The organism is Bacillus yunxiaonensis (assembly GCF_037104695.1).
GTDB lineage: Bacteria > Bacillota > Bacilli > Bacillales > Bacillaceae_G > Bacillus_A > Bacillus_A yunxiaonensis.
Genome location: NZ_JBAWSV010000010.1, coordinates 34,842 through 59,794 on the forward strand (window position 1 = coordinate 34,842; position 24,953 = coordinate 59,794).

The following is a 24,953-nucleotide window of genomic DNA, read 5'->3' on the forward strand; positions in this document are numbered from 1 at the left end:
CTTTATTTTCTTTGCACTTTGAGGTGGGGTATCACTCCCCATTAATGGAGAAGAAGGAGGGAATTTGATGAAAATTGCCATCTTTACAGATACGTTTACACCGCAAGTGAACGGTGTTGCGAAAACACTCGATCGCTTTACACAGTATTTGCAAAAGCAAAATATCTCTTACTCAGTATTTGCGCCGCAGCATACAGCCGAAGATAATTTCGTTACCAACGTCAATAAAATAAAAAGTATTCCACTTAAACTACTGTATCCAGAGTGCCGATTCGCATTTCCAAATCCACGTTACATCAAAAAAGAACTCTTTCAATTTCAACCAGATCTTATCCATGTTGCAACACCGTTTAATATGGGGCTTTGCGGCATGTATTACGCAAAAAAACTAAACATCCCTCTTGTCGGTTCCTATCACACAGATTTTGATGCGTATTTACAATATTATAAAATTGAATTCTTCTCCAATATGTTATGGAACTATTTAAAATGGTTTCATAGCTCCTTTCAAAAAACGTTTGTCCCTTCGTTTGAAACGATGCATCAATTACAGAAAAAAGGCTTCCAGGACTTATACTTATGGAGCCGCGGAGTAGATTGCAATCTATTTCATCCTCATTATAATCAGGACGTATTTCGAAAAAAATATAACATTACATCGCCATATATCCTCTCTTACGTTGGACGTTTAGCCCCTGAAAAAGACATCGAAACATTGCTGGCATTAATCCACAAAACAACGAAAGAACGAAAAAATGATGTTCATTGGCTAATCGTCGGAGACGGGCCTCTGGCTGACGAAGTAAAAGAAACAATTACAGAAAATGTAACATTTACTGGATATTTAAAAGGAGAAGAGTTAGCTGAAGCATATGCTTGTTCAGATGTTATGGTATTCCCTTCTTCAACAGAAACATTCGGAAATGTCGTCTTAGAATCACTTGCATGCGGTACACCCGTTATCGGCGCAAACGCAGGTGGTGTGAAAAATATTATTACACACGGAACAACAGGCTTTCTTTGTGAGCCGAAACAAACGAACTCCTTTTTATCTTTTATTTACACATTACTTGATCAGAAAGAGCAACGTGAATACATGGGGCAACAAGGTAGAAACTATGCTTTAACACAAAGCTGGGATGAAATTTTCAGTGACCTCGTGATGCATTATGAAGATGTCATTCAAAATCGAAAAGCGGAAATGCTGGCATAAAGTGAAACTTCTATATTGTACAAAATATAGGAAGAGAGGTCCTACTTCGTAGTATGACCTCTCTTTATCTTGTGTTTTTATTTATTTGTCTTTACCCTTTGTTTGAGTCGCATCGAACGTCCAGTTCAATTTCAATGTATCTCCTTGGAATACGTTTTGATCCTCTCCATTATCTACAAATGTGAATTTCACATAGAAAGTGTCATCATTACCTGGAGCAAGTCCGTTTCCTTCCCAGTTCACAATACCCTTTTGTACAAGATCAGGAAAATTACCATCAGCAGTAGCTTTTTTCAATTCAGACAAAGTAGTTTCCCATACAGGAACTGTGTTCTTGTCGATGTTCCATAAAAACTCCACTTTAATGTGATCACCGAAATCAGCATTTCCGTTATCACCTTTTGCATCTGTTACAGTGTAGTCTGTAAGAAGATGGACGTCCTTAATTTTCAAAGTGCCGTTGTTGATTAAGTGGAAATCGCGTTCCACTTGGTCACCTGGTTTGATTTTGTCAACATCGATGATAACTTGTGGATCAATGCTCAAATCTAACGTACCCGCCGCAAACGTGTTTGCTGATACTTCTTTATCACTGAAGTACGCAAACGTTCCGCCTCCAATTAAAGATAAACCAAGAACTGCAGATGCAACACCCATACCAAGTTTTTTCTTAAGACTCATTTTAATACTCCCCCTAATTTTATAATATTTAAACTTTTTAAAAGCCAATAAGTTCATATGAAGTAAAACCGAATCAAAATCGATAAATACTACTAGGATAGCTACAGCTAAGTTCTTAATAAAGAACTTTTAATTTTAAAGCGACGTTGCATCAATATTTGCAGAAAATACAGTAATGATAAGGTTTATGAATGGTGGATAAACCTTATCATTACATTAAGTGATAAATATCCAAAATACGGAAATTAATCCACTTCATACTTTATAACAAATAAGAAGAGGAGGAACACTTTGTATTCCTTCCCTTTTCTCAACATTTCTTGCTGATATGATGTTTATCCCGCTACTTCGGGGTAATAAGAGCCCGATTGGTGAAAGCTTTCCATCAATGGGGGATGAAGAAAATCCCCCATTCATAGAAGTTTCACTGTATTACTTTGATTTTGGCTCCAAACCGATTTGACGCAGGAAGTCTGCCAGACCTTTTTTGCCGATTGTTTCTTTTGGCTTAACCACTTCTGGAACGCCGACCTCTTTTTGCAAGAAGTTTTTCTCAATGAAACGGACATCTGTCTCATCTACGACACCGTCTTGATTGATGTCTTGTGGCACGATAGATGCATCCTTCTTACCGTATACATCGACTACACTTTGCAGATCGCGAATATCAATCAATCTATCACCATTCACGTCCCCTGCAAGATTTTTAGCACCTACTCTAACATGTTGCCCGCGCATCTCACCGTTTACAGAATATCCAGGAATGAACTTCTTCATTGCTTTGAGATGTCCAGGGGCATCAATAACAACTGTGTATGCTTCAGTAGAAGCTGGGATGCCTTTGATCTCGTAGAATCCTCGGTTATCAATCGTTCCTTTATATTTTTTGCCGCTTGGAGACATCGCATATACTTGGGCACCGATCTTTGTATAATCACCTTTTAACAAACTACCGTCATTTCTCAAAAATGCTTCTGGAGTGATATAACCCTGCACTCTCGAATGCGTTGGAATAATGTTAAAGCTTTCCGTACCGAAATAAGGAATAGCAGTAGCAGCTGTTTGTCCCGCTTTCATATAAGACGCCTGATTCACCTGAAATCCGGTAGCATTATCGAAATATGCATCACTTACTACTTTGAATGTTACATCAAGGAAAGGCATATCTCCGTCCATACCGTTGAATGCATTCCCTTTCATAGATGCGCCAACTTTCACCGTATTAGTGTTAGTTCCTTCTGTCACCACAGGTTCTTGCAACGATACCTTCAGGCCATTTTCCTTTGCATACTCGTTTGCCGCATTGTTCAGCTTCACATTCTCAAACTTATACAAATCTTTCATGAACCCTACTTGGAATTCTCCAGATACAAGCTGCTTTACATTATTGAGGCTCAGTGTCATCGTAATTGTATCGTCAATTTTTACATCTTTCTTATCATAACTAGAAGTCGTATACTCCGTACCTTCTTTTAGGAAGATATAGTTTTGCTTATTAAATGTCGTTGCAATATCAGACGTATTCAAAGTCAATTTTAGAGGTTTTGTCGCAATATCACTTGCCTCAATACCGAATTTTACATCTCCATTTGCTTGGATTGGGAAGAACCCACTTATGAATCCAGAATTTGCATAGTAATCCATTCTGTTGGATGATTGGTCAACGTTCAAGCCTTTAGATTTCAATACATCCACCGTCGCATCCTTAGCTGTTCCATGCAGCCATACCGCTTTCTGTCCATCTTCTTCCGTAAACATGGAGTCATTAACCTCAATCACACCCGGTTTTTTATCCATATTTACTTCCGGTGCTGTATTGTCCACGATAAGCGGATTATCTGCAACATATGATTTCCCTTCTTCATCGTGCGCAATTATTTCCAGTATATAATCACCTGCCGGAAGCTTCACAGGAAGATCGCTGATTGGCTTGGAAGGATCATTTGTAAATGGATATACAGTGCCGCTGAATGCCCCTATAAGAAAGGTTTCTCTGTCCGTTAGTAACTTACTAGTGTTAGCTGTTCCTACAAAACCTACAGCTTTTCCTGTTTTACTGTCCTTAACAACTATATCCATTGTTTGCATTGGGCTATTCAACTTCATGATTCCGTGAACCGTAGTGTTTAAATATTCCCAGAAAGGTGTATTATTTGTTACGGATGGTGTACTCGTTTTTATATATTCAAATCCCTTTTCCGTCACCATGACAGCGAATGGAATTTGATACGTTTCGGCCGGATTGTTCGCATTCGTTACATGGATATACCCTTCATATCTGCCTTTCGCTGCACTAGAAGGAATCGTAATTTTCGGCTGCAGCTCCTGCGATTTTCCGCTTGCTACTGTAAGAGATTCAGGCACCTCAACTTTTATACCGTTCTTCACTGCATCTTGAATACCTGTACGTTCGCCGTGATACTCCACTTCCAATTTAAAGGATTTTTCTTCCTTGCCGTTGTTTTGAACCGTCACCTTTTTGCTCGCTTCAATCGGTTTATCACCTTGCTTAAAATGTCTTCCGAACATAATAGAGCCTGTTTGGTCGTCAATTTCGACAATATTTCCGTTCTCAATATTTTTTGTTTTGTCCCATACTTTGATGGATGTGTCCGTATGAACAGCTTGATACGCATCGATGCGCCCCGCACCCACTTCGTATACGGAATTCTTGCCATTCAAATCATCCGATGTATTCATAAGAGCTGCTTTTACATCGAAAGGAGTGTAATCCGGATGCTCCTGCAAAATCAATGCTGCTGTACCTGTCACGTGAGGAGTCGCCATGGAAGTACCTGATAAGCGTATATATGCATTGCTGTAATTCACACCGTCCTGCGGATCATTGATATATTCCGGTGCAGTAGAGAAAATTGACACACCAGGAGCAACTACATCCGGCTTAATATCATAATTTCCATTTACTGGTCCACGCGAACTGAAATCAGCTAAGTGATCGCCTTCCGTTTTTGTATTACTTAACGTTTCGAATTTGAAAGATACTTCACCTAGCGCCTTTAACCGTTCGCCATCCGCTTTTGACAGACGGAAAGATGGAATAAGACCTACCCCTTCACCTAAGTAAGCAGAGATTTGTCCGTCTACATTGTTATACACGATAACCGCTTTTGCTCCAGCATTTTTGGCGTTTTTGATCTTCTCATCAAACGTAATTTCCCCGCGCTGAATTAACGCAATTTTTCCGTTTAAATCTTTCCCTGTAAAATCAGCTGGTTTACCAAGTCCCGCAAATACAATCGGTAAAGATTGTCCTTGTAAATCTTCTAACTTATCAGGAAAGTCTTTCCCTAATAACTGCATGTTTTCAAACTTGTCATTGGATGCACTTGCACTGAATGTAGGGATAGACATAGAAACATCACTTGCTCCTACTGAAATACCGAGCGCTGCCGTTCCCGGAGAACCAAGCGTTTTTTCGTTCGGTCCAGCGTTACCTGCAGCAACAACTGTCACCACACCTGAAAGCATAGCGTTATTTGTTGCAACCGAAGTAGCATATAATGGATCATTAGTTTGCGCGCCTAGCGACATGTTGATGACATCCATACCATCTGCAATTGCTTTATCTATTCCAGCAAGGATTCCCGCTGTATTTCCTCCGCCCCAAGGGCCTAATACTCTGTAAGCATATAAATCTACATCAGGTGCTACACCTTTCACCGCATAATCTGCATTATTTTTCTTTTGGGCTGCAATCGTCCCCGCTACATGCGTACCATGCTCTGTGTAATACACTAAGCCAGGATATTCCGGCTTACCAGCTTTTATCCAATCCGCGTATGTTGTTTCCATCGGATCTGCATCGTTATCTACAAAATCATATCCGCCTTTATAAGCACCTTTTAAATCAGGATGATTATAGTCAATACCTGTATCAAGAACACCAACTTTAATTCCTTTACCTGTAATGTTTTCTGCATGGAGCTTGTCCACACCAATTTGCGGAATACTGTCCGCCATTTTTGGCTGGACTGTTTCTTTTGTTTCTTTCGTTTCTACCGGAGGTTCCACTTTTACCTCGTAATCTTTAAAAACACGCTTTACTACTCCGGATTGAATTAAATCCTGCACTGCAACACTAGGTAAAGTCATTGCTACACCACTGATTGCATTTTTGTATTCGCGTGTGATCTTCACTTTTTGTGTATCGTACGTGCCGCCGGCATCCTTCTTCGATTTCAAGGATTCGACATGTTGTTTAAACACTTTATGTTCTTCATCCACTTTTGCTTGCGCAGTAGTAGAGGCTATTTTCTTTCCTTTTGCTGCTTGTTTCATCACTTCAATTTTTGCTGGAGCCTGATTGAATTCCACAATAACGTTGACTAATTCAGGACTATTAGAATCAATATCAGGAGAAATCGTAAAATTAGGACTTACATCTAACTGTTCCAACGCCTTTCTTTGATCCGCAGACAGGTCTTTCAAGACTTTCTCCGCATTATCAACTTGATTCAGTTCAACCGGACTTTCTGCCAATACGTTATACGGAATGCCTTGTGACAATAGCATGCCAGCGACTAACGTTCCTGTAAGAACCTTTCCAAATTTCCCTCTCTTCATAAAAGTTCCCCCACCTAAATTTATTTTTATTCTGTAGTCATTGTTTAACATAAATTTACGAAGCTATTAGACTACGATTCTACTTCCTTATCTTATTAAATTTAAACTTTTCTGAAAATTATCAAAAAGGAATATTTTTTAAAGGTATTAGTTCTATTCTGTATAGTACAAAAGAACTACTCCGTGCCTATTATTTTGAGTAAAATAATAAAACACAGCGTAGTTCTTTTAAGTACTTTTCATTTAAGAAAATGGAACAAGCTGATTTCGAACAGCATATATGACAGCTTGCGAACGACTTTTCACATTTAGTTTTTTGAAAATCTTATTAATGTGAATTTTAACTGTCTTGTCACTGATATATAGGGCTTCAGCAATTTCTTTATTGCTAAGACCTTTGACCAATTCAAACAGTATTTCTTTTTCACGCTCTGTCAGTTCATTTTCATTTGATTCTGATTTCGTTTGCTGATGATATGTAATCAACTTTTTAGTCATGCGCGGGTGAATTACAGAATCTCCTTGTAATACCATTCGAATTGCCGCCACCACTTGCTCAGATGATGAATCTTTTAATAAATAACCGTCTGCACCTGCCCGAAGAGCAGCTATCAAGTATTCATCATGTTCATACATCGTTAATACGAGAACACGGCAGTTCGGATACTGATCTTTCACGAGTGCTGTAGCCTCAATACCATTTTTTCCTGGTAAATTAATATCCATTAAAATACAATCAGGATTACACTCTTCCACTTTCTTTAATACCTCATCCCCAGAAACAGCTTCTCCAACTACTCGCATATCAGATTCGAGTTCCAATATACTTCGAATTCCATCACGCAAAACAGTATGATCATCCACTACTAATATTCGAATCATGATACTCCTCCCCCATTTCTGAATCTGGAATTAATAATGTGATTTCTGTTCCTTTTCCTGCTGAACTATCAATCTGAAGGGCAGCCCCTAGCTGTTCAGCCTGCTCATTCATATGTAATATACCATAATGCGGCTCATTCTTTGCTTTAATCATAGATTCAAAAAGTGAAAAGCCAATTCCATTATCCTTCACTTTCAAAAGTACATGTTCCCGTTGATAACTTAGTAAAATGTCAACTTTGTCTGCCTTCGCATGCTTTACAATGTTTTGCAAACTCTCCTGCAAAGTATCGAAGATGACTCGTTCTTTCGTAAAACTAAGTTTTCGAGAACGACCTCTTTCATGATATGTGATGGCTAAATCATATTCTTGTTTTAAGGATTGAATTTTATTTGTAATTGCTTGTTTTAGCCCTAGCCTTTGTGTTGGATATGGCTTTAAAGCATAAATAGAATAACGAACTTCTCCTAAACTCTTCCGTAATTTTTTTATGCTTGTATCTACCACTTGCTGCATATCCTCTGGCCGATCTGCGTACTTCTTCTGGGCTGACTCCATCTGGAATATCACTCCAGCCAATGCTTGTGCAATTCCATCGTGGATTTCACGAGCAATTCGATTTCTTTCTTCCAAAATCGTTCTTTTTTCCTGCTCAGAAACGAGCGTCCGTGTTTTAAGCAAGCTGCCCAATTGGTTGGCAAACGTAGCTAAAGTCTGTACATCTTCAGTAATAAAACTTGCACTCCTGCTTTTCCCTGCCACAAACATTCCTACCAATTCATGGTTTACTTTAAGAGGTAAATATACAAGAGAGCGCATAGTATTTTCAAACACTTCATCTCCCGGAGCCATACCTGTTTTCCAATCCGTAACAACAACAGTTTCGGATATCTCTTCAAACCTCGTATACAGGTCAGAATAATCAGAAATATTATGACGTACTTTTCCATCCTTTACTAAAAGTGTCCAATTCTCCTCATCTTTTGCCCATAAAACATATGCCTGTATTCCTAAAAATCCTTTCAATGATTGTTTCATCTGCTGTAAGTTTCCGGCAGATAACCCATGACTTAATTCCGTCGTAATGGAAAAAAGCTTATATAATCGTTCTTTTTCCACACGTATTTGCCTAACAAAAGAGCTGATGATGCAGATTGCCACAAGCGGAAAAAAGAAGAACAGAACCATAATTTCATCCATTACTCCGCGATATCGGTAAACTAAAATATGTATAAGTGAGGAGTAAAATAAACAAAAACTCACACTCAATACTACTAATATATTTTTTTTACGCCACTCTTCTAGCGGATATGGCTGAGGAAGAAGTATGATTAAAAGATCGTAAAAAATGCTGTTAAAAAAGCAAAGAAACACGCTGAATAAAAACAAGCTTATGAATTTTTCATATAAACCTGAGAGATTCATCCCAGAAATAAAAAGAGAGAGACATTCGCTGGAAAGCCAGTCTGCTAATATAATACTAAGAGCAAGCTGGGCACAATTAAATAGTGTCCTTTGCATAGGTAAACGGCGAAGCAAATGGATACATAACATCACACATACACAAGAAATAACAGCGATATGTATTCCAAACTGCCAATTCATTACATAAATGAGTGTAAGACTGAGTGTGATTCCCCCTCTCCAAATACGGATAGGAAAATACTCAGTAATCCCCATAAACATAACTAACAACAAAAGCAGTATGAGATGAGAAGGCATTTTACTTAAAAATAAAGAAATGATAACAGCAATCAAGCCAAGAAAAGAAATAGAATAAATATAAACACTAGCTACTCGTTCTCTCATAGAAATAAAATCTACCTTTTTCAAAACGCTCCCTCTCCTCCTTTAACGTGCAGTAAGACCCCCACTGATGGAAGTTTCCCTTTATCTTAAAAAATCTATTATTACCATTATCCAACAAAAAACCGGCACTGGCAAAATGAGAAGGTTCCCATTAGCCAATCACCGGCCGTGCGTTGTCCCTTAGAAGGGGTGACACAATATTAGTATAAAATGAGATTCTTCATTTGACTATCTACCAAATGTTATAATTGTAAATATATTCTATTTTAATCATATAGAACTAAAGATGTATATGAATCCATTTTATAATTGGTTCTTTACCAGTAAAAGATAATGCTTTAAATCCAATTTGTTCATATAATTCTTACTGCTAAAAGTAATTTGGGCCATAAATAAGCTTCATATCAGAATCACATAACATACTCATATTTTAAGTGCGCATAAAAAAAAATGAGGTGATTTTTTCATGAATAATCAGCCAATGTACTTTCCACATGTAAATTATAATCAACAGCCAGGTTATCAACAACCAAGTTACCAACAGCCAAGTTATCAACAGTCAGGTTATCAACAGTCAGGTTATCAACAGCCCAGTTATCAACCATTCGAGGACACAAGAGAGATCGACGATGACGTATATCGCCCCGATGATGCTGAAGATGCTCCAACATCACCACCACCGGCACAACAACCAGCAGCACCAGCAGCATTTTCTTCTCCTATACAAACGGTGCAAATACGATCAGCGATGTGTAATTGTTTAGGCAGGTGGGGATTTATTGGTTTAAGAGGACAAGGACCTTTTGGAAGGGATTTTTGGTTTTATCCAACTGAAGTTAGAAAAAACGGCGTAGTTGGATATACTTGGCAGGCAGGACGCCGTCGAAAAGTAAGTTATCGATATGCACAAATTAGAAACTTTATGTGTATCTCATAAATAACCAACTAACTATTTAAAAAGAAGAGGAACATTCTAAACTGTCAATATTTAAAATATGCAATATTGCATATTTTATAAATAGCTTACAGTGTTATAATGTGATATGAGTGAACTCTCTCATATATGCAATAAACAATATACCCTATTATTTCATAAAAAAAGCGAAGAATTATAAACATTCTTCGCTTTTTTTTGTCATTTTTTAATTCAAAAATTTAACGCTATTCAATTTCAAACATTAATATTAAGATGAACATAACTAATTCGAAAGAAGTTGATAAATATGAAAACAATATGTTTGAGAAACGGAAAAGAAGTCATTATAAGGGAGGCTTTACAAAAGGACGCTCAATCTATGATCGATTTTTATAATGTAGTCGGCGGTGAAACTGATTTTCTTTCATTCGGGAAAAATGAATTCAGTATGTCTTTACACGATTATGAAAACTTCATAGAATCTACTGGAGCAGATAATAACTCCATCATCTTACTAGCAACAATGGATGATGAAATTATAAGTATCGCCTCCATTACCTCTAGTCCAAAAGCTAGAACAAAACACGTAGGAACACTAGGAATCGTGATTGCAGAGGAGCACTGCGGATTCGGTTTAGGTAGAAAAATGATGGAAGAACTTATTGAATGGGCAAAAGAAAATGGCACAACTAAGAAAATACATCTTGTAACTCGAGAAGACAATGATAAAGCAATAGAGCTTTATCAGAAGGTCGGCTTTAAAGAAGAAGGATTATTACAACAAGATACGTATATAAATGGTGAGTATTACAATACTCTTATTATGGGTTTGATGCTTTAAATACGGATTATAAAGTGAAACTTCCATCAGTGGGAGGTGCCCGCGAATAGCGGGATAAACATGGGGAGGAGGTTAATCCAAAACCTCCTACCCATACAAAAATTATTTGGTCATTCGCTTTACGCTTTCATACTCCCTAACGACTTCATGTTCTCCCTCATCGACGTGATAATACTCTCATAATACGAATGTTCATGAGGCACAAAGTTACTTTTGCCTACGGTTTTATGGATTAAAACTTTTTCTCCAGCTTCATTCATTTCGAAGCCCTCCACTGTAATTTCATTCATTTCTCCTAACCAAAGTTCAGAAAAACTATTCAATTCAGCTTTGACAATTCCTGATACCTCTTCTATTTGCAGCTTATATTCGTCCATTGTTTTTTTATTTTCATATAAGAAAACGTGAGCCAATTCTTTATCAATAAACTCTTCTATTGTAACGCAATAATTGATAATGCCTAATGATACGAGTTCATCAAACGAGACATCAATCCCCACTTCTTCTTTCACTTCGCGTATTCCGTCATACACGGTTTCATGAGCTAATATATGGCCCGCAGCTGTAATGTCTAACAAATTCGGATAGTCCTTTTTTGTATGACTACGAATTTGAAAATGAATATAATCTACTCCATCTTCTCTACTTATGAACCAGCAATGAAATGTCTCATGCCAATGCCCCATTTTATGTACTTCTTCACGAGTCGCTACTCCTACCGGATTTCTATGTTCATCAAATACTTTCAGTAATTCACTTTCCATTATGTATTCCCCCTACTTTCTAATTTTCTTCAATCATTACTCTATACCAAGTATGGTAAATAGTAGAGAAACGAACCTACAATGCTAATGATTCCAAATAAAAATGTTCCAATCGCAAACGGATGAGCTGACAATTCCGTTGTTCGAAATTCTGTATGCTCATCTGTGCCTCCCACAAAACGACTTACCGCTCTTGCTTGATTATGAAATGAATTTCGAAAATAGAGTGTGTTCCACGTCACAATGACTAATACAAAGCTTCCTGCAAATAAGGTCGTTACAAGTTCCCAGTGAAAGAAAATTGATAACAACCACAAACTTGCTCCTTCAAAGCACATTGTCGTTATCACAAATAGAACATACAGTACCTTTTTAGAGATCCGATTCCCAAATATGTTTTGGGCATATCTTTCTACCGCCTCAAAAATTCTCCCCATAGAAAATAAAACAAAAATAAGCCCCGCACAACAAACTAACTTTACTATCTTTCCTAATAAAAAATTTTCTAAGAAAAAGGTCACTTTCCCTCCTCCACTTCTCTAAACATGATGTTTCTTTTTTTAAACCTTATATGAATATAGGAACACATTTCCATTATTTTAATAAAAATTATAATTTTCTGCAATTTCTAACAAAAAAAGAAAAAGAGCTCTTACTCCTTTTCCTTTCGCTTCTGTAATTGGCTATATTCTTCCTTTGTATTTACATTCAGAAATACATCTAGTGCTTCTTCTATTGTCACATACTGAACATTACACTGAGATAATAGCCCCTGCATGCTTCTCTTCTCTTCCTTTAATAACTGCTCTATTTTTTCTTTTACTTTATTATGATATAGCGCTAAAAGCGGTTGTTTTCGTTCTTCAACAAGTGGAACAATTGCTTCATATGTTTCATTCGCTCGTTCTGTTAATTCCAGTGCCCACTCTTTCGAAACATTTGGTGTGTCGCACGGTGCAACGATATACCAATCTGCATCTACAAATTCCATACCTGTTAATAAACCGGCAAGCGGGCCGTTTCCTTTGTATAATTCAATATCTTCTACAACGGGTACATCCAATATGTGCGAAAGTTCATTTGTAATGCGTGGATGACTAATTACAACAATGTCTGTTACAACTTCTTGCAATGCTTCTATACTATGTTCAATAAATGTTTTTCCCTGCCAAATGGCTAATGCTTTCGGCTCTCCAAAACGACTGGACTGTCCGCCGGCTAATACAATTCCTGCTATTTTCACTGGCGATGCAACTCAAATGTAATGTGCCCAAGCTCTGGTAAAATTAATTTATTCATCGCAAGGCGAACCGCACCAGTCGATCCTGGCATGGAAAAGACAACTTTCCTTCCAATTGTTCCACCAATTGCTCTGCTTAGCATCGCCGCGCTGCCGATATCTTCTAAATAACTAATCATCCGAAATAGTTCTCCAAAGCCTACAATTTCTTTATCAAGCAATGCCTCTACTGCTTCAATTGTAACATCACGTTTTGTAATTCCAGTGCCGCCATTTGTTAACACAACATCTACATCTTCTTGTTGGTAGCCTGTTAACACAGCTTGCTGAATGCTTTCTTTATCGTCTTTTACAATTTCATACGCTGTTACTTGATGATTTGCTTCTATTAATAACTCTTTTAATAACTGTCCACTTTTATCCGTTTCTTCTGTTCGTGTATCTGAAATTGTTATGATTTTACAGCGAACAGATAGTGGTGATTGTTTTTTATGTTCTGTGACACTCATTCTATTTTCCTCCCCATTGATAAGCTTGTCTAAATTTTATCATATATAATATGGCAGCAAAAAAATGTGAGACCTGTCACACTTCTTTACCGAAAAAACATTCCTTTTCTAAAATTTACCTTATAATAAAAATATAGGTTTTTAAAGGGAGGAAATTCATATGGATACAATGAGAAAATTAACGACGTTATTTATTTTGCTATTCGTCGCTTCTATTAGCGCTGGCATGGCACTAAAAGACGCTGTACCATATGCAGCAATTGGCGGCTGGGGATTTGGCACGCTCTTTTTATTATGTTCAGCCTTTTGGGCCGGAAAAATTCGTTATCGTAAAGGGGAATAACTATGTTCGGTAAAAAATCAACTACGTGTACATCATGCGGGAAGGAAATTGCAGTACATGAGCGTTCTTGGATTTACATGCAATATCCGCCAAGCGGTATGACAAACATTCAAAAATATATTGAACTCGGCGGGGAAGTGTATTGCACTTCTTGCGTTGGGAAAGTAGAAAAACAGGAAAGCAACTAAAATGTTAAAAAGGTGATTGCGTGAAAATAAGAAATATTGCTTTCATAATTACAATTGTAATCATTTGTTTTTGGAGCGGTACTTCATTTTATAAAAATCACATAGCTCATAAAGTAGAAGCGTATTTATTCTCACAAGGCGACCAGAAAGATGATTTAAAAAGTCTTGAAGTACGGTACGACTTTAAGTTCGGATATATGGTCGATGTTACGTACAAGGATGAATCACATGTTATCTATACGTATCGCTATCAAAAAATTGGAGATACAGAAAGAAAAGGAGTTCTTGCTTATAATGAAACATTACTTGATAGCAAGGTAAATCCTTACACTTATTCATACAAACATAAACATTTTGGGGAGTATTAGGACTCTCGTTTACAACGCTACGTTACCATATGATTTAAATAAAAAAAGCTTTGCGCACACGCGCAAAGCTTTTTTCTTCCTATATTATAGACCAGCTTGCTCTTTTAAAGCTTCAGCTTTGTCTGTACGTTCCCAAGTAAGATCTACATCAGTACGTCCGAAGTGGCCGTATGCTGCTGTTTGTTTGTAAATTGGGCGACGTAAGTCTAACATTTTGATGATACCAGCTGGGCGAAGATCGAAGTTGCTGCGGATTAGTTCTACTAATACTTCTTCAGATACTTTTCCAGTGCCGAATGTATCAACAGAGATAGATACTGGTTTCGCTACGCCGATTGCGTATGCAAGTTGTACTTCTGCTTTGTCAGCAAGACCTGCTGCTACGATGTTTTTCGCAACGTAACGAGCTGCGTATGCTGCAGAGCGGTCAACTTTTGTTGCATCCTTACCAGAGAATGCACCGCCGCCGTGACGAGCGTATCCACCGTAAGTATCTACGATAATTTTACGACCTGTTAAACCAGCATCCCCTTGTGGTCCACCGATAACGAAGCGGCCAGTTGGGTTAATGAAGAATTTTGTATCTTCATCGATTAATTCAGCTGGTACAACTGGTTTAATTACAAATTCTTTTAAGTTGCGATCGATTTGTTCCCAAGCGATCTCTGGATGATGTTGTGTAGAAATTACAATTGTATCAACACGAACTGGTTTACCGTTTTCATCGTACTCAACTGTTACTTGTGTTTTACCGTCTGGACGTAAGTATGGTAATGTATCATCTTTACGTACTTCCGTTAAACGACGAGCTAATTTATGAGCAAGAGAAATTGGAAGCGGCATTAATTCTTTTGTTTCATTACATGCGAAACCAAACATTAAACCTTGGTCGCCTGCACCGATTGCTTCGATCTCTTCGTCAGTCATTTGACCTTCGCGTGCTTCTAACGCTTGGTCAACACCCATTGCGATGTCAGCAGACTGCTCATCGATAGATGTTAAAACTGCACAAGTTTCTGAATCGAAACCATATTTTGCACGAGTATAACCAATTCCTTTAATTGTTTCACGAACGATTTTGGGAATATCTACATAAGTAGAAGTCGTAATTTCCCCCGCTACCAATACTAAACCAGTTGTTACTGTTGTTTCACAAGCTACACGTGCGTTTGCATCTTTTGCTAAGATTGCATCTAAAATTGAATCAGAAATTTGGTCACTAATTTTATCTGGATGTCCTTCAGTTACAGACTCAGATGTGAACAGATGACGTTTTTTTGTCATGTGGTAAACCTCCCTACAGTAAATGTATATATTGTACGGAACTCATCCTTAATTTGCCACAAACTGCGACATTCATGTATTCTCCCACAAGTGCAAAAGAAAAACCTTTCCTATAATAGAGGAAAGGTTGTATTCGCTACTTGCATACTGCTTTTTGCCCTTTTCGCTCTTATCGTTCGAGATATTACACCTCGCACAGGTTTAAGCACCTATTCACTTGCGCTTATCATACATACAAGTGAGGTTGCCGGGCTTCATCGGGCCTGTCCCTCCGCCAGCTCGGGATAAGAGAGTATCCGTCCTCAACTATACTAAAGAAATGCTTTTCATTTGTCAATCCATATACACATATTCCTATAAGTTTTTCAGGGCAGAAATATATGGAAAAAAGTAATATAATAACACAAACAAAAACAAATAAATAGTATACATTATTTATATAATTGTGTTATACTCTTCATAGGGATTATGAGAGATATTTATAAATTAAATAAAGGATGGTATATAAATATGAGTACTGTGAATGTCCAAATTGGATTACATGAACTTTTAAACGGAAGCAATGCACAGGTTCAATTGAGCGTTCCACAATTAACGGAAAAAGTATTAATGAGAAAAGAAGGACAATTAACTTCTACTGGCGCTGTTTCTGTTTCAACAGGAAAATATACAGGACGTTCTCCGAAAGATAAATTTATTGTAGACGAAGCATCTGTTACGGATAAAATCGCTTGGGGTTCTGTAAACCAACCGATTTCTGAAGAGCATTTTAATAAATTATATACAAAAGTATTGGAATACTTAAAAGAAAAAGAAGAGCTATTCGTATTCAAAGGATTTGCAGGAGCAGACCGCAACTACCGTCTTCCTCTTCAAGTTATTAATGAATATGCATGGCATAACTTATTTGCACATCAATTATTCATCCGTCCGACTGAGGAAGAATTAAAAAATCATGATGCACAATTCACAATTGTATCTGCACCAAACTTTAAAGCAGATCCAGAAGTCGACGGCACAAACTCAGAAACATTTATTATTGTTTCATTTGAAAAGCGTATCGTGTTAATCGGAGGTACAGAATACGCTGGTGAAATGAAAAAATCAATCTTCTCTATCATGAACTACTTACTTCCAGAGCAAGATATTTTTTCTATGCACTGCTCTGCAAACGTAGGTGAAGAAGGCGATGTTGCTTTATTCTTCGGTTTATCTGGAACAGGTAAAACAACATTATCTGCTGATCCGAACCGCAAATTAATCGGTGATGACGAGCATGGTTGGTCTGATAACGGCGTATTCAATATTGAAGGCGGTTGCTATGCAAAATGTGTGAACTTATCTCGCGAGAAAGAACCACAAATCTTTGACGCGATTAAATTCGGCTCTGTTTTGGAAAACGTGGTGCTTGATGATCATACACGCATTGCAAATTATGATGACACTGCCTTAACAGAAAATACACGTGCAGCTTATCCAATTGATGCAATTGATAACATCGTATTACCTAGCGTTGCAGGTCATCCAAATACAATCATTTTCTTAACTGCTGATGCATTTGGCGTATTGCCTCCAATCAGCAAATTAACGAAAGAGCAAGCTATGTACCATTTCTTAAGCGGTTTTACTAGTAAACTAGCAGGAACTGAGCGTGGTATTACTTCACCGCAAGTAACATTCTCAACATGCTTCGGTTCTCCATTCTTACCGCTTGATGCATCTCGCTATGCAGAAATGCTTGGAGAAAAAATCGAGAAGCACGATGCTAAAGTATTCTTAGTGAACACTGGCTGGACTGGCGGCGAATACGGCGTTGGAAAACGTATGAATTTAGGCCATACACGCGCAATGGTGCAAGCTGCATTAAACGGCGAATTAGATAGCGCTGAAACAGTGAAACATGATATCTTTGGTCTTGAAGTACCGCTTCATGTTCCTGGTGTACCTGATGAAGTATTAATGCCAGAACAAACATGGGCTGATAAAGAAGCTTACAAAGCAAAAGCAACTGAGCTTGCGAATAAGTTCAAAGAAAACTTCAAGCAATTTGATAACGTTTCTGAAACAATTGTAAAACTTGGCGGTCCAATCGCTTAAACCCGACTTTACTTTGAAATATCCTAAATCATGTGAATAAGCATGTTGTTATTGCAGGAAAACAAGTACTCACCGACAAAGCCCACGTTTTCTTGCAGTAACACATACTTACATATAAAAAGAGGCTTACGAGTAATCTCGCAAGCCTCTTTCCTATTTATTAGCATCTTTTATACTGTAATATGCTAAATTTATAACAATTAGTGTATATCCACCCATAATTCCAACAGCAAATGCCCACATCACCATATGATGTTCAATTTCGTACATAATAGTTGCGCCAAGTATTGCTGCTACAAAATTTCTATCTATATAAATCTTCATCCAATGTGTAGTTATCCATCTCCAAAGAATTTCCCTTGTACACACAGTAATTATATTAGTAAAACATTTTCAAGAAATAACATTTTACACGGTTTCTTTTTCTAGCAGCCCAACTAATTGTGTCGCTTTCGCAAACATTTTTGACAAATTCTAAAAAATAAGCTATCAATCTTACAAAATATGGATACTATATAGTAAGTATACAATAAAGGAGGGACTTCCATTGCTCTTCTTTTTAATCGCTCTTATTCATTTTGTTATTCCAGCTCTCGTTGGCTTAACATTATATTGGTATACATCTAAGCATAGTGTTTTCTATGCTGTTCTCAGCGTTCTTCTCACCGGTCTGATTCTCGTCACTTATTTCCGCTTCCCTTTTCTCAACTGGATTCCATTTATTACAGCTATTTTGTATCTTATTTTCTTACCGAAAATAAAAAAATAAGAAAGCAGATTCGCTCTGCTTTCTTATTTTGATATATTTTCTTTTATAAGTAATGCTTGATTAGCTTTTTTAGATTTTACAAACCATAAACCAACAAAAATAACAAGCCCGCCTATCATTTGTTGTAAAGATAACTGTTCTCGTGCCCATATTGCTGCAAATAAAACTGCTACAAACGGTGTAACGTACATATACACCATCGTATGGGATGCACCAATTTTTTGGATCCCAACGTACCACATGACAAGTCCGAACACTGTAACAAGAAAAATAGAATACAATAACGAAAACCATGTACTACTATGCTGAATGACAAAAGGCAGCTGAACAATTTGCCAACCACTTAATAATACAAGTGGCACTGCACCAATTGCTGCTGACCAAGCCGTTACGCGCAGGGCTGAATATTTCTTCATAAGCGGCCCTGCTAAAACAGGATACAATCCCCAGCAAATCGAAGTAATGAGTCCAATTGCATTACCATAAAAAGATTGTACAAGTGAATGCCCCGCAAGTAATACGAGTGCAGCTCCGATACACGCAATGACCGATCCAATAAGTTTACGTGATGAAAACTGTTCTTCTTTCAAGAATACGGCAAACATTGTTGTAAAAATGGGAGAAATCGAAATTAATAACGACGCATTTGTTGCAGACGTATGTTGAATTGTCTCCATAAACAACGTCTGATATAACGTAATCCCCACCATACTAACAAAAATAAGCCTCACAATATCTTTCCATGCAATATAAAGTGATTTTTCTATGTAAAACGTCAACAATAATAAAAGTGGTGCAGCAGTAACCATGCGCATTGCTGTAAATTGGATTGCTGTTAATTCCACAATACCGTACTTTCCGATTGTATAATTAATTCCCCATATAATCACGACACAGAAAAGCAGTAATTCAATTCCCCATCTTTTCATATCTTTCCCCCACTATATCCGATACTTTACTTCATTAAGTTTCGAGACATATACTGTAACTCCTTCTTTCCTTTAAACATCCTACTTATCCTTTCTATATGCATCAGGTTTTGCATACATAATAGAGGAAGAATATGTATGAACACAGAAAAAATACTAGGACAGATGAAATAACAATCCTCAAGGTATGCATAAGGTTTTATCATACGAAAGGAGGAATATATATGAGTATGGATAAACGACTAGAACATGTAGAGCAACAACTCGAAAAGATAGAAAATCTACTATCCCAGCGACAACACAGGAAGCGAAAAACCATCATCACAGTCATACTTATTATAATTATACTCTTTTTATTTCTCGTTGTTCTTGGAGGCCTTGCTTTCTTCCTCTTTGCAAACGGTGATTCTTCAATCAAAACCGAAACAATTATTCAAGAAGAAGAAATCCCTTAATACGTGCTTATATCATTAGATAGAAACTTTCACCGCTGAGTCTCCTACAGACTATTTTCCTCCAGCCATCTTCTTTGTTCTCTCTGAACTTTATCGTATACAAATAGTGAAATAAAAAAGAAGAAAGCAAATATAATCTGCTTTCTTCTTTTTTATTCCATCAATTACACTCGAACATGCAATTTCATGTTCGGATTATAATATTGACTCGGGCTTTTTAATTGAAAGTTTCCTCCTGATTCCTGAAAATCAACAATCAAGTTATCATCCATAAAAACAAGCTTCGTTCGATCTGCAATAAACTGAAATTTGTTTGATGAGATCTCTACGTCGCGCTCATCTTTTTCAGATACAGCAACTAAGTCAATAATTCCACTCATCACACAGCCGCATCCTTCTGTATCATAAAATAATTTTATATATTTTGCCTCACTTGGAATCATCTCTTTGATTTTCTCATATGCCGTGTCTGTCACTGTAACATTCATTCTTTTTTTCCTCCTACATATATAACGATTATCCTATTGTAGCATTCTTTTTTATAAATCAGTTCGATTTATATATACAGAAAATTCATTCAAATATATAATAAAATTTATATATTTTTCCAAAGGGGGATTGCATCATGCCAGCACTCCAAGACATACAACATCAATTAGATACTTTATTTACAGTGCACAAATATGGAATAGATCCTGGATTTAGCCGCTTTATTCCAGCTGCTTATGATCCAATCTCTTTTCCGTGGCAAGATTTCTTCGAGGATGATTTTGTGACATATTTTAACGGACTCATGTTAAAAGGAGAAGATACTGTTCATAACGTATTTCTAGCTGTCTTTCCAACAGATGAAGTGCTAGATAGGTTTCTTTCTGAAGGAACAGCTGGTGACTTATTATTTATGCATCATCCGCTTGTCATGGAATGCGGCGATCCACAAGGCTTACCAGGGCGCGGATTCATTCCTATTCCAGAACATTATTTACGGGCTATAAAAGAAAAAGGACTGTCCGTGTACACATGCCACGCGCCAATGGACCGTCATCAAACTTACGGTACAAGTATCGCCATCGCCAAAGCACTGCATGCATCAGTAATTGAAAGCTTCGCTGAAGGTGATGGATTGATTTGTGGAATCGCTCCAACACATACAAATGAACTAATTGAAAAAGCAAAAAAAATTTTTGACATCCCGTATGTAGACTTTGAAGGACAAACACATTCTCATATTTCGAGAATCGCAATCATCGCTGGCTGCGGCGATAAAGTAAGTATGATGCAAGAAGCAGAGGAAAAAGGTGCACAAGCTTATATTACTGGAGAGGTGCATTGTTATATCGATAACGAATATGGCAAAAAGAAATATGCCATCATGAAAGAGTACATCCCTCATACAAATATGTCGCTAATTGGGGTCTCTCATTCTGCATCTGAGTTTTTAGTGAAAAAAACGTTAATGTATGATTGGTTTTCGCAAAACTTTCATGTAAATGTTGTGTTATTGCCACAGGAGAAATGGTGGTGTTAATACAGTAAGCGCTATTCTTTCTATAAAAAAGAATAGCGCTTTTTTCATTTTAAGAGGATACAGTATAGTAACAGTTAGATTACTTCTTTTAAAAAAAGTTTGGGTGCAGTCCCCTTATTCTTCACCTCAAAATCCGCTAATTTTCCGCTCGCTACACTTGTTCCATCACAACTTGTAGAAAACAAGATAGGTACATCGCATATTGTATTTTGTATTACATCTTTGAACACATCTGCCGCAACCGCTACAAACGTATTGCACAGATTCGAAATGTCATCATTGAAAAACTGAATAACTGCGGGCTTAAAAACAGGATACACTACATTCGGTCCTCCAGGTAATTGTGATTTCACAACCACATCCTCAAAAAAAGGATTTCCTTCTAATGCCACTTGAAAATAATGTGCAATTTCAAACTCATCTAACGGACATGGAAATGGAGAAGCAATTTGTCCTTCTCTATTTGAAACAACAACATTTACATGAATATTCCCGAAGCTTATCGTAGGATTGAGAAGTGTTGCAATTGCTCTTGCCTTCTCATTTCCTGTTACTGTTACAAGAATAATATAATGATCATCATCTGAAATAAGTGGTCCAACTGTTACTTCTGGATCTGCTCCAATTGAAAACTTAATTTCATTAAAATATGTGATCCAAGGCGGGGAAAGTTCCACATTTTTCTTGTTGTAAATATCACTCAACTAAACGAACCTCCTATCCTTTCTATATAATATTATATAGAAAGGATAGGAGCAGGCTTGTATACTTGCCCTTCTCTATATCATAAAAATTATTTGGTACTATATTATTTAATTCTCCTTCAGCAGTCTTATTTCTTTTCCGATGTAACAGGAAGAGTAAACCAAAATTCACTTCCTTGTTTACCGTCTGAACGATCTTGCACCCCGACTTCTCCTTTATGCATTTCAACTAATGATTTCGCAATAGCTAATCCAAGCCCTGATCCTCCAGATTGCGAACTTCTGGGCTGATCCGTTCTATAGAAACGTTCAAATATGCGTAATTGATCATTGTATGCGATACCTTCCCCTTCATCACGCACAATAAATTGAACATGTCGCTTCTGTTTATTTTCCTCCATAATCAAATTAATTGTAGAAGATGCAGGGGAATACCGAATTGCATTATGTAACAAATTACTAATAACCCGTACTATTTTACACGGCATAATCCAAAGCCGAGGCAATGTATCAGACACCTGTACTTCTAAATGCATATGTTTTTCCTCTAGTAAGATAGAATGTGAATCTAGTACTTCTAATAACACTCTGTCCACATGTGTTAAACTTGGATGAAACTCTTCTTGCCCATGCTCTAACTTTGAAAGATCAAATAAGTTATTAATTAAACCATTTAATCTTTGTATTTCCTTTACTTCATTTCATAATGTTCTATCCTCCACCTATCTTCTTTGCTTCTCTCTCAATCTTAAAGTGGTGTCTTACTGCTCATTAATGAGGGATCAAATTCCACTCTTTATTACTTTTCATTTTATACTCTTCAAGCGTTTTATCTCCTATTTAGTTATCCTTGTTTTTCGCTTTGTATTCTCCAGGTGTATTTAGTTTATACCTATACATTTAGAAATATTTTTAACATATCTCATCTGATTCTCTGTATAAAAAACTTTCCCCCTGCGATGTTTATGGAAAATAAAATTACTATTTATAAGATAATAATTTTATGGATTATTTATCATTGATATGACCATATTTATATGCAATTTTACATTTCCCAAATAAAGTAAATTAATATACAAGGTACTATTAAATTATATTAGAAACATTTTTTAACGAGCGATTCATATAGATCGATGAAAACCTTTGCATTTTAGGCTTAATTATTAGATTATAACTATTTCACTTAGTGAAGTGATTCATAGCATTTAATTTTCTGGATATAATGTTTTTTCTAATACGAATATGGAACATATGAATTTTAAAATATAGATGATGGCATTTTATTGTTTACTTATCAAAAACATAATGTTTAAAATGAGGGCGTAAGGTCCTTACATTCTATGAAAATAGATAATAACGAGAGTTTCTTGATTTAACACCCTATCCGAAAGAATTCTCCTACCTCAATTATACAAGGAAAAAACAAAGCGATAGGCCGTTCAAGATGTATGAATAAAATTGTAAAAAGACAATAGTGAAGAGGTGTACTGAATGAAAAATAAAATACTTACAGGATTTTTAATAACATCCATTGTTACTGGAGCGAATATTCCTATCAATACTCTCGCAACGCCAATCGTTCAGGCAGAAACGCAACAGGAGAACACGGATATTTCCCCATCATTACGAAAATTAGGCGCACAATCTAAATTAATCCAAACATATATAGATAAAGCTTTAATGAGTCCTAATGTACAACTAGCAGAAGTTCCATCTTTAAACACGAACCAATCCCTAATCAAACAAGATATGAATGAATGGTCATCAGAACTTTATCCAAAATTAATTCTATTAAATTCAAAAAGTAAAGGATTTGTAACTCAATTTAATAGCTATTACCCAACATTAAAACAGTTTGTAGACAATAAAGAAGATAAAGAAGGGTTCTTGGATAGACTTGAAGTTCTTCAAGATAAAGCTACGACAAACCAAGAAAACGTACAACGTCAGATCAATGAATTAACAGATCTTAAATTACAGCTTGATAAACAGCTTAAAGATCTCGATACTGATGTGACAAAAGCACAGGGTGTACTAAGTTCAGATGGAACAGGGAAAATAGACCAGCTAAAAAATGAATTACAAAATACCCAAAAATCTATTCAAGATGATTTACAACAAATCGCATTGTTACCAGGAGCTTTAAATGAACAAGGATTTAAGATATTCCAAGAAATCTATAGTCTTTCAAAAGATATCATTGAACCGGCTGCTCAAACAGCAGTGGCAGCATATAACAAAGGAAAAGAAATTAACAACTCTATTTTAGAAGCAGAGAAAAAAGTAGAGCAAGAATTGAAAGAAAAAGGTAAATCTGCTTTAGAGATTGAAGCTGCAAAAAAAGAAGCTCGTGAAGCAATTGAGAAAAGCAAACAAGCTGAAATAGCTGCAGCTGCAATTACAAAGACAAAAGAGTATGACCTTACGAAAGTTATTGACCCTGAAAAAATCAAAAAAACATATGGTACCTTCGCTGAAGTAAATCGACTAACAGCAGAGCAACGAGCGCATTTAGATGATTTAGAGAAACAAAATCAAAAATTTTATGATTTAACAAAGAACCTAACAGTAGCAGATTTACAAAAATCAATGCTTCTTATTATGCAAAATGATTTACATACATTTGCAAATCAAGTAGATGTAGAACTTGACCTACTAAAACGCTATAAAGGAGATTTGGATCTAATCAACAATAGTATTACAAAATTATCTACTAATGTTGATACAACTGATCAGCAGTCTCAAAAAGATACATTAAGACAATTAAAAAATATAACAAGTTACCTTGAAGAACAAGTTAATAAGTTTTAATATTGTGAATTTAATAAAAATAATATAAAGATTATAA

23 protein-coding genes, 2 pseudogenes and 1 riboswitch are annotated in these 24,953 nt (G+C 36.6%); of the genes and pseudogenes, 11 read left to right on the forward strand and 14 right to left on the reverse strand.

What is annotated here, in order from left to right:
- Positions 1-67 precede the first annotated feature (67 nt).
- Positions 68-1,213, forward strand: coding sequence for a glycosyltransferase family 4 protein (locus WAX78_RS21870; RefSeq protein ID WP_336484148.1), 1,146 nt, complete (start codon positions 68-70; stop codon positions 1,211-1,213).
- A gap of 81 nt (positions 1,214-1,294) precedes the next feature.
- Here WAX78_RS21870 and WAX78_RS21875 read toward each other — a convergent pair whose 3' ends face one another.
- The 4 genes from WAX78_RS21875 to WAX78_RS21890 all read right to left on the reverse strand — a co-directional run bounded on the left by WAX78_RS21875 (position 1,295) and on the right by WAX78_RS21890 (position 9,194).
- Positions 1,295-1,894 carry a TasA family protein gene (locus WAX78_RS21875; protein WP_336484150.1) on the reverse strand — a complete coding sequence of 200 codons (600 nt, stop codon included), beginning with the start codon at positions 1,892-1,894 and terminating at the stop codon, positions 1,295-1,297.
- 432 nt (positions 1,895-2,326) lie between these two features.
- A complete protein-coding gene (locus tag WAX78_RS21880) occupies positions 2,327-6,478 on the reverse strand; it encodes a S8 family serine peptidase (protein ID WP_336484151.1) in 4,152 nt (1,383 codons plus the stop codon).
- Positions 6,479-6,721: 243 nt separating this feature from the next.
- Entirely contained in the window at positions 6,722-7,360 is a 639-nt protein-coding gene (locus WAX78_RS21885; protein ID WP_336484152.1) for a response regulator transcription factor, read from the reverse strand.
- Complete coding sequence (locus WAX78_RS21890) at positions 7,335-9,194, reverse strand: GAF domain-containing sensor histidine kinase (RefSeq protein WP_336484153.1); 1,860 nt, start codon at positions 9,192-9,194, stop codon at positions 7,335-7,337. Before WAX78_RS21890 ends, WAX78_RS21885 begins: the two co-directional genes overlap by 26 nt.
- Positions 9,195-9,636: 442 nt before the next feature.
- Between WAX78_RS21890 and WAX78_RS21895 the strand changes: the two genes are divergently transcribed.
- Together WAX78_RS21895 and WAX78_RS21900 are read left to right on the forward strand one after the other, a co-directional pair.
- Positions 9,637-10,107, forward strand: a complete 471-nt coding sequence (locus tag WAX78_RS21895) for a hypothetical protein (RefSeq protein WP_336484155.1) — start codon at positions 9,637-9,639, stop codon at positions 10,105-10,107.
- Positions 10,108-10,393: 286 nt separating this feature from the next.
- Positions 10,394-10,927: a GNAT family N-acetyltransferase gene (locus WAX78_RS21900; protein WP_336484157.1), complete on the forward strand. Its 534-nt coding sequence runs from the start codon at positions 10,394-10,396 to the stop codon at positions 10,925-10,927.
- A gap of 119 nt (positions 10,928-11,046) precedes the next feature.
- Here the strand turns inward: WAX78_RS21900 and WAX78_RS21905 are convergent, their stop codons facing one another.
- The 4 genes from WAX78_RS21905 to WAX78_RS21920 form a co-directional block, all read right to left on the reverse strand.
- Complete coding sequence (locus WAX78_RS21905) at positions 11,047-11,691, reverse strand: NUDIX hydrolase (protein WP_336484158.1); 645 nt, start codon at positions 11,689-11,691, stop codon at positions 11,047-11,049.
- A gap of 41 nt (positions 11,692-11,732) precedes the next feature.
- Positions 11,733-12,128 (reverse strand): hypothetical protein, encoded by a 396-nt coding sequence (locus WAX78_RS21910; RefSeq protein WP_336484159.1) that lies wholly within the window; start codon positions 12,126-12,128, stop codon positions 11,733-11,735.
- 215 nt (positions 12,129-12,343) lie between these two features.
- On the reverse strand, positions 12,344-12,934 hold the full coding sequence (gene mobA / locus WAX78_RS21915) for a molybdenum cofactor guanylyltransferase (protein ID WP_336484161.1): 591 nt from the start codon (positions 12,932-12,934) through the stop codon (positions 12,344-12,346).
- A complete protein-coding gene (locus tag WAX78_RS21920; protein ID WP_336484163.1) occupies positions 12,931-13,440 on the reverse strand; it encodes a MogA/MoaB family molybdenum cofactor biosynthesis protein in 510 nt (169 codons plus the stop codon). Before WAX78_RS21920 ends, mobA begins: the two co-directional genes overlap by 4 nt.
- A 160-nt stretch (positions 13,441-13,600) precedes the next feature.
- Here WAX78_RS21920 and WAX78_RS21925 point away from each other — a divergent pair, with 160 nt between their 5' ends.
- The 3 genes from WAX78_RS21925 to WAX78_RS21935 are packed head-to-tail and all read left to right on the forward strand — an operon-like array spanning position 13,601 to position 14,339.
- Positions 13,601-13,783 carry a hypothetical protein gene (locus WAX78_RS21925; protein WP_336484164.1) on the forward strand — a complete coding sequence of 61 codons (183 nt, stop codon included), beginning with the start codon at positions 13,601-13,603 and terminating at the stop codon, positions 13,781-13,783.
- A 2-nt stretch (positions 13,784-13,785) separates the two neighbouring features.
- Positions 13,786-13,971: a hypothetical protein gene (locus WAX78_RS21930; protein ID WP_336484165.1), complete on the forward strand. Its 186-nt coding sequence runs from the start codon at positions 13,786-13,788 to the stop codon at positions 13,969-13,971.
- Between the two features lie 20 nt (positions 13,972-13,991).
- On the forward strand, positions 13,992-14,339 hold the full coding sequence (locus WAX78_RS21935) for a DUF3139 domain-containing protein (RefSeq protein ID WP_336484166.1): 348 nt from the start codon (positions 13,992-13,994) through the stop codon (positions 14,337-14,339).
- A gap of 84 nt (positions 14,340-14,423) precedes the next feature.
- Here the strand turns inward: WAX78_RS21935 and metK are convergent, their stop codons facing one another.
- The gene (gene metK, locus WAX78_RS21940; RefSeq protein ID WP_336484167.1) at positions 14,424-15,623 is read right to left on the reverse strand and encodes a methionine adenosyltransferase; all 1,200 of its coding nucleotides are present in this window, start codon (positions 15,621-15,623) and stop codon (positions 14,424-14,426) included.
- 166 nt (positions 15,624-15,789) lie between these two features.
- Positions 15,790-15,914, reverse strand: a riboswitch (SAM riboswitch).
- 219 nt (positions 15,915-16,133) lie between these two features.
- On the opposite strand from metK, the gene pckA reads away from it, so the two are divergent.
- The gene (pckA, locus tag WAX78_RS21945) at positions 16,134-17,720 is read left to right on the forward strand and encodes a phosphoenolpyruvate carboxykinase (ATP) (protein ID WP_336484168.1); all 1,587 of its coding nucleotides are present in this window, start codon (positions 16,134-16,136) and stop codon (positions 17,718-17,720) included.
- A 153-nt stretch (positions 17,721-17,873) separates the two neighbouring features.
- Here pckA and WAX78_RS21950 read toward each other — a convergent pair.
- Positions 17,874-18,020 (reverse strand): annotated as a pseudogene (locus tag WAX78_RS21950) (ATP synthase subunit I); the annotation flags it as partial.
- 247 nt (positions 18,021-18,267) lie between these two features.
- Here WAX78_RS21950 and WAX78_RS21955 point away from each other — a divergent pair.
- Positions 18,268-18,489: a hypothetical protein gene (locus tag WAX78_RS21955; protein WP_336484170.1), complete on the forward strand. Its 222-nt coding sequence runs from the start codon at positions 18,268-18,270 to the stop codon at positions 18,487-18,489.
- 23 nt (positions 18,490-18,512) lie between these two features.
- Here the strand turns inward: WAX78_RS21955 and WAX78_RS21960 are convergent, their stop codons facing one another.
- Positions 18,513-19,418, reverse strand: coding sequence for a DMT family transporter (locus tag WAX78_RS21960; protein ID WP_336484171.1), 906 nt, complete (start codon positions 19,416-19,418; stop codon positions 18,513-18,515).
- A 224-nt stretch (positions 19,419-19,642) separates the two neighbouring features.
- On the opposite strand from WAX78_RS21960, the gene WAX78_RS21965 reads away from it, so the two are divergent.
- Positions 19,643-19,873 carry a hypothetical protein gene (locus WAX78_RS21965; protein WP_336484172.1) on the forward strand — a complete coding sequence of 77 codons (231 nt, stop codon included), beginning with the start codon at positions 19,643-19,645 and terminating at the stop codon, positions 19,871-19,873.
- A 164-nt stretch (positions 19,874-20,037) separates the two neighbouring features.
- Here the strand turns inward: WAX78_RS21965 and WAX78_RS21970 are convergent, their stop codons facing one another.
- Entirely contained in the window at positions 20,038-20,361 is a 324-nt protein-coding gene (locus tag WAX78_RS21970; RefSeq protein ID WP_336484174.1) for an iron-sulfur cluster biosynthesis family protein, read from the reverse strand.
- A gap of 137 nt (positions 20,362-20,498) precedes the next feature.
- On the opposite strand from WAX78_RS21970, the gene WAX78_RS21975 reads away from it, so the two are divergent.
- Complete coding sequence (locus WAX78_RS21975) at positions 20,499-21,401, forward strand: Nif3-like dinuclear metal center hexameric protein (protein WP_336484176.1); 903 nt, start codon at positions 20,499-20,501, stop codon at positions 21,399-21,401.
- Positions 21,402-21,475: 74 nt separating this feature from the next.
- Here WAX78_RS21975 and WAX78_RS21980 read toward each other — a convergent pair whose 3' ends face one another.
- Both WAX78_RS21980 and WAX78_RS21985 read right to left on the reverse strand, forming a co-directional pair.
- Positions 21,476-22,096, reverse strand: a complete 621-nt coding sequence (locus WAX78_RS21980) for a hypothetical protein (RefSeq protein ID WP_336484268.1) — start codon at positions 22,094-22,096, stop codon at positions 21,476-21,478.
- Positions 22,097-22,233: 137 nt separating this feature from the next.
- A pseudogene (locus WAX78_RS21985) lies at positions 22,234-22,800 on the reverse strand (sensor histidine kinase); the annotation flags it as partial.
- Positions 22,801-23,596: 796 nt separating this feature from the next.
- Here WAX78_RS21985 and hblC point away from each other — a divergent pair.
- A complete protein-coding gene (gene hblC / locus WAX78_RS21990; protein ID WP_336484178.1) occupies positions 23,597-24,916 on the forward strand; it encodes a hemolysin BL lytic component L2 in 1,320 nt (439 codons plus the stop codon).
- Positions 24,917-24,953: the final 37 nt, after the last annotated feature.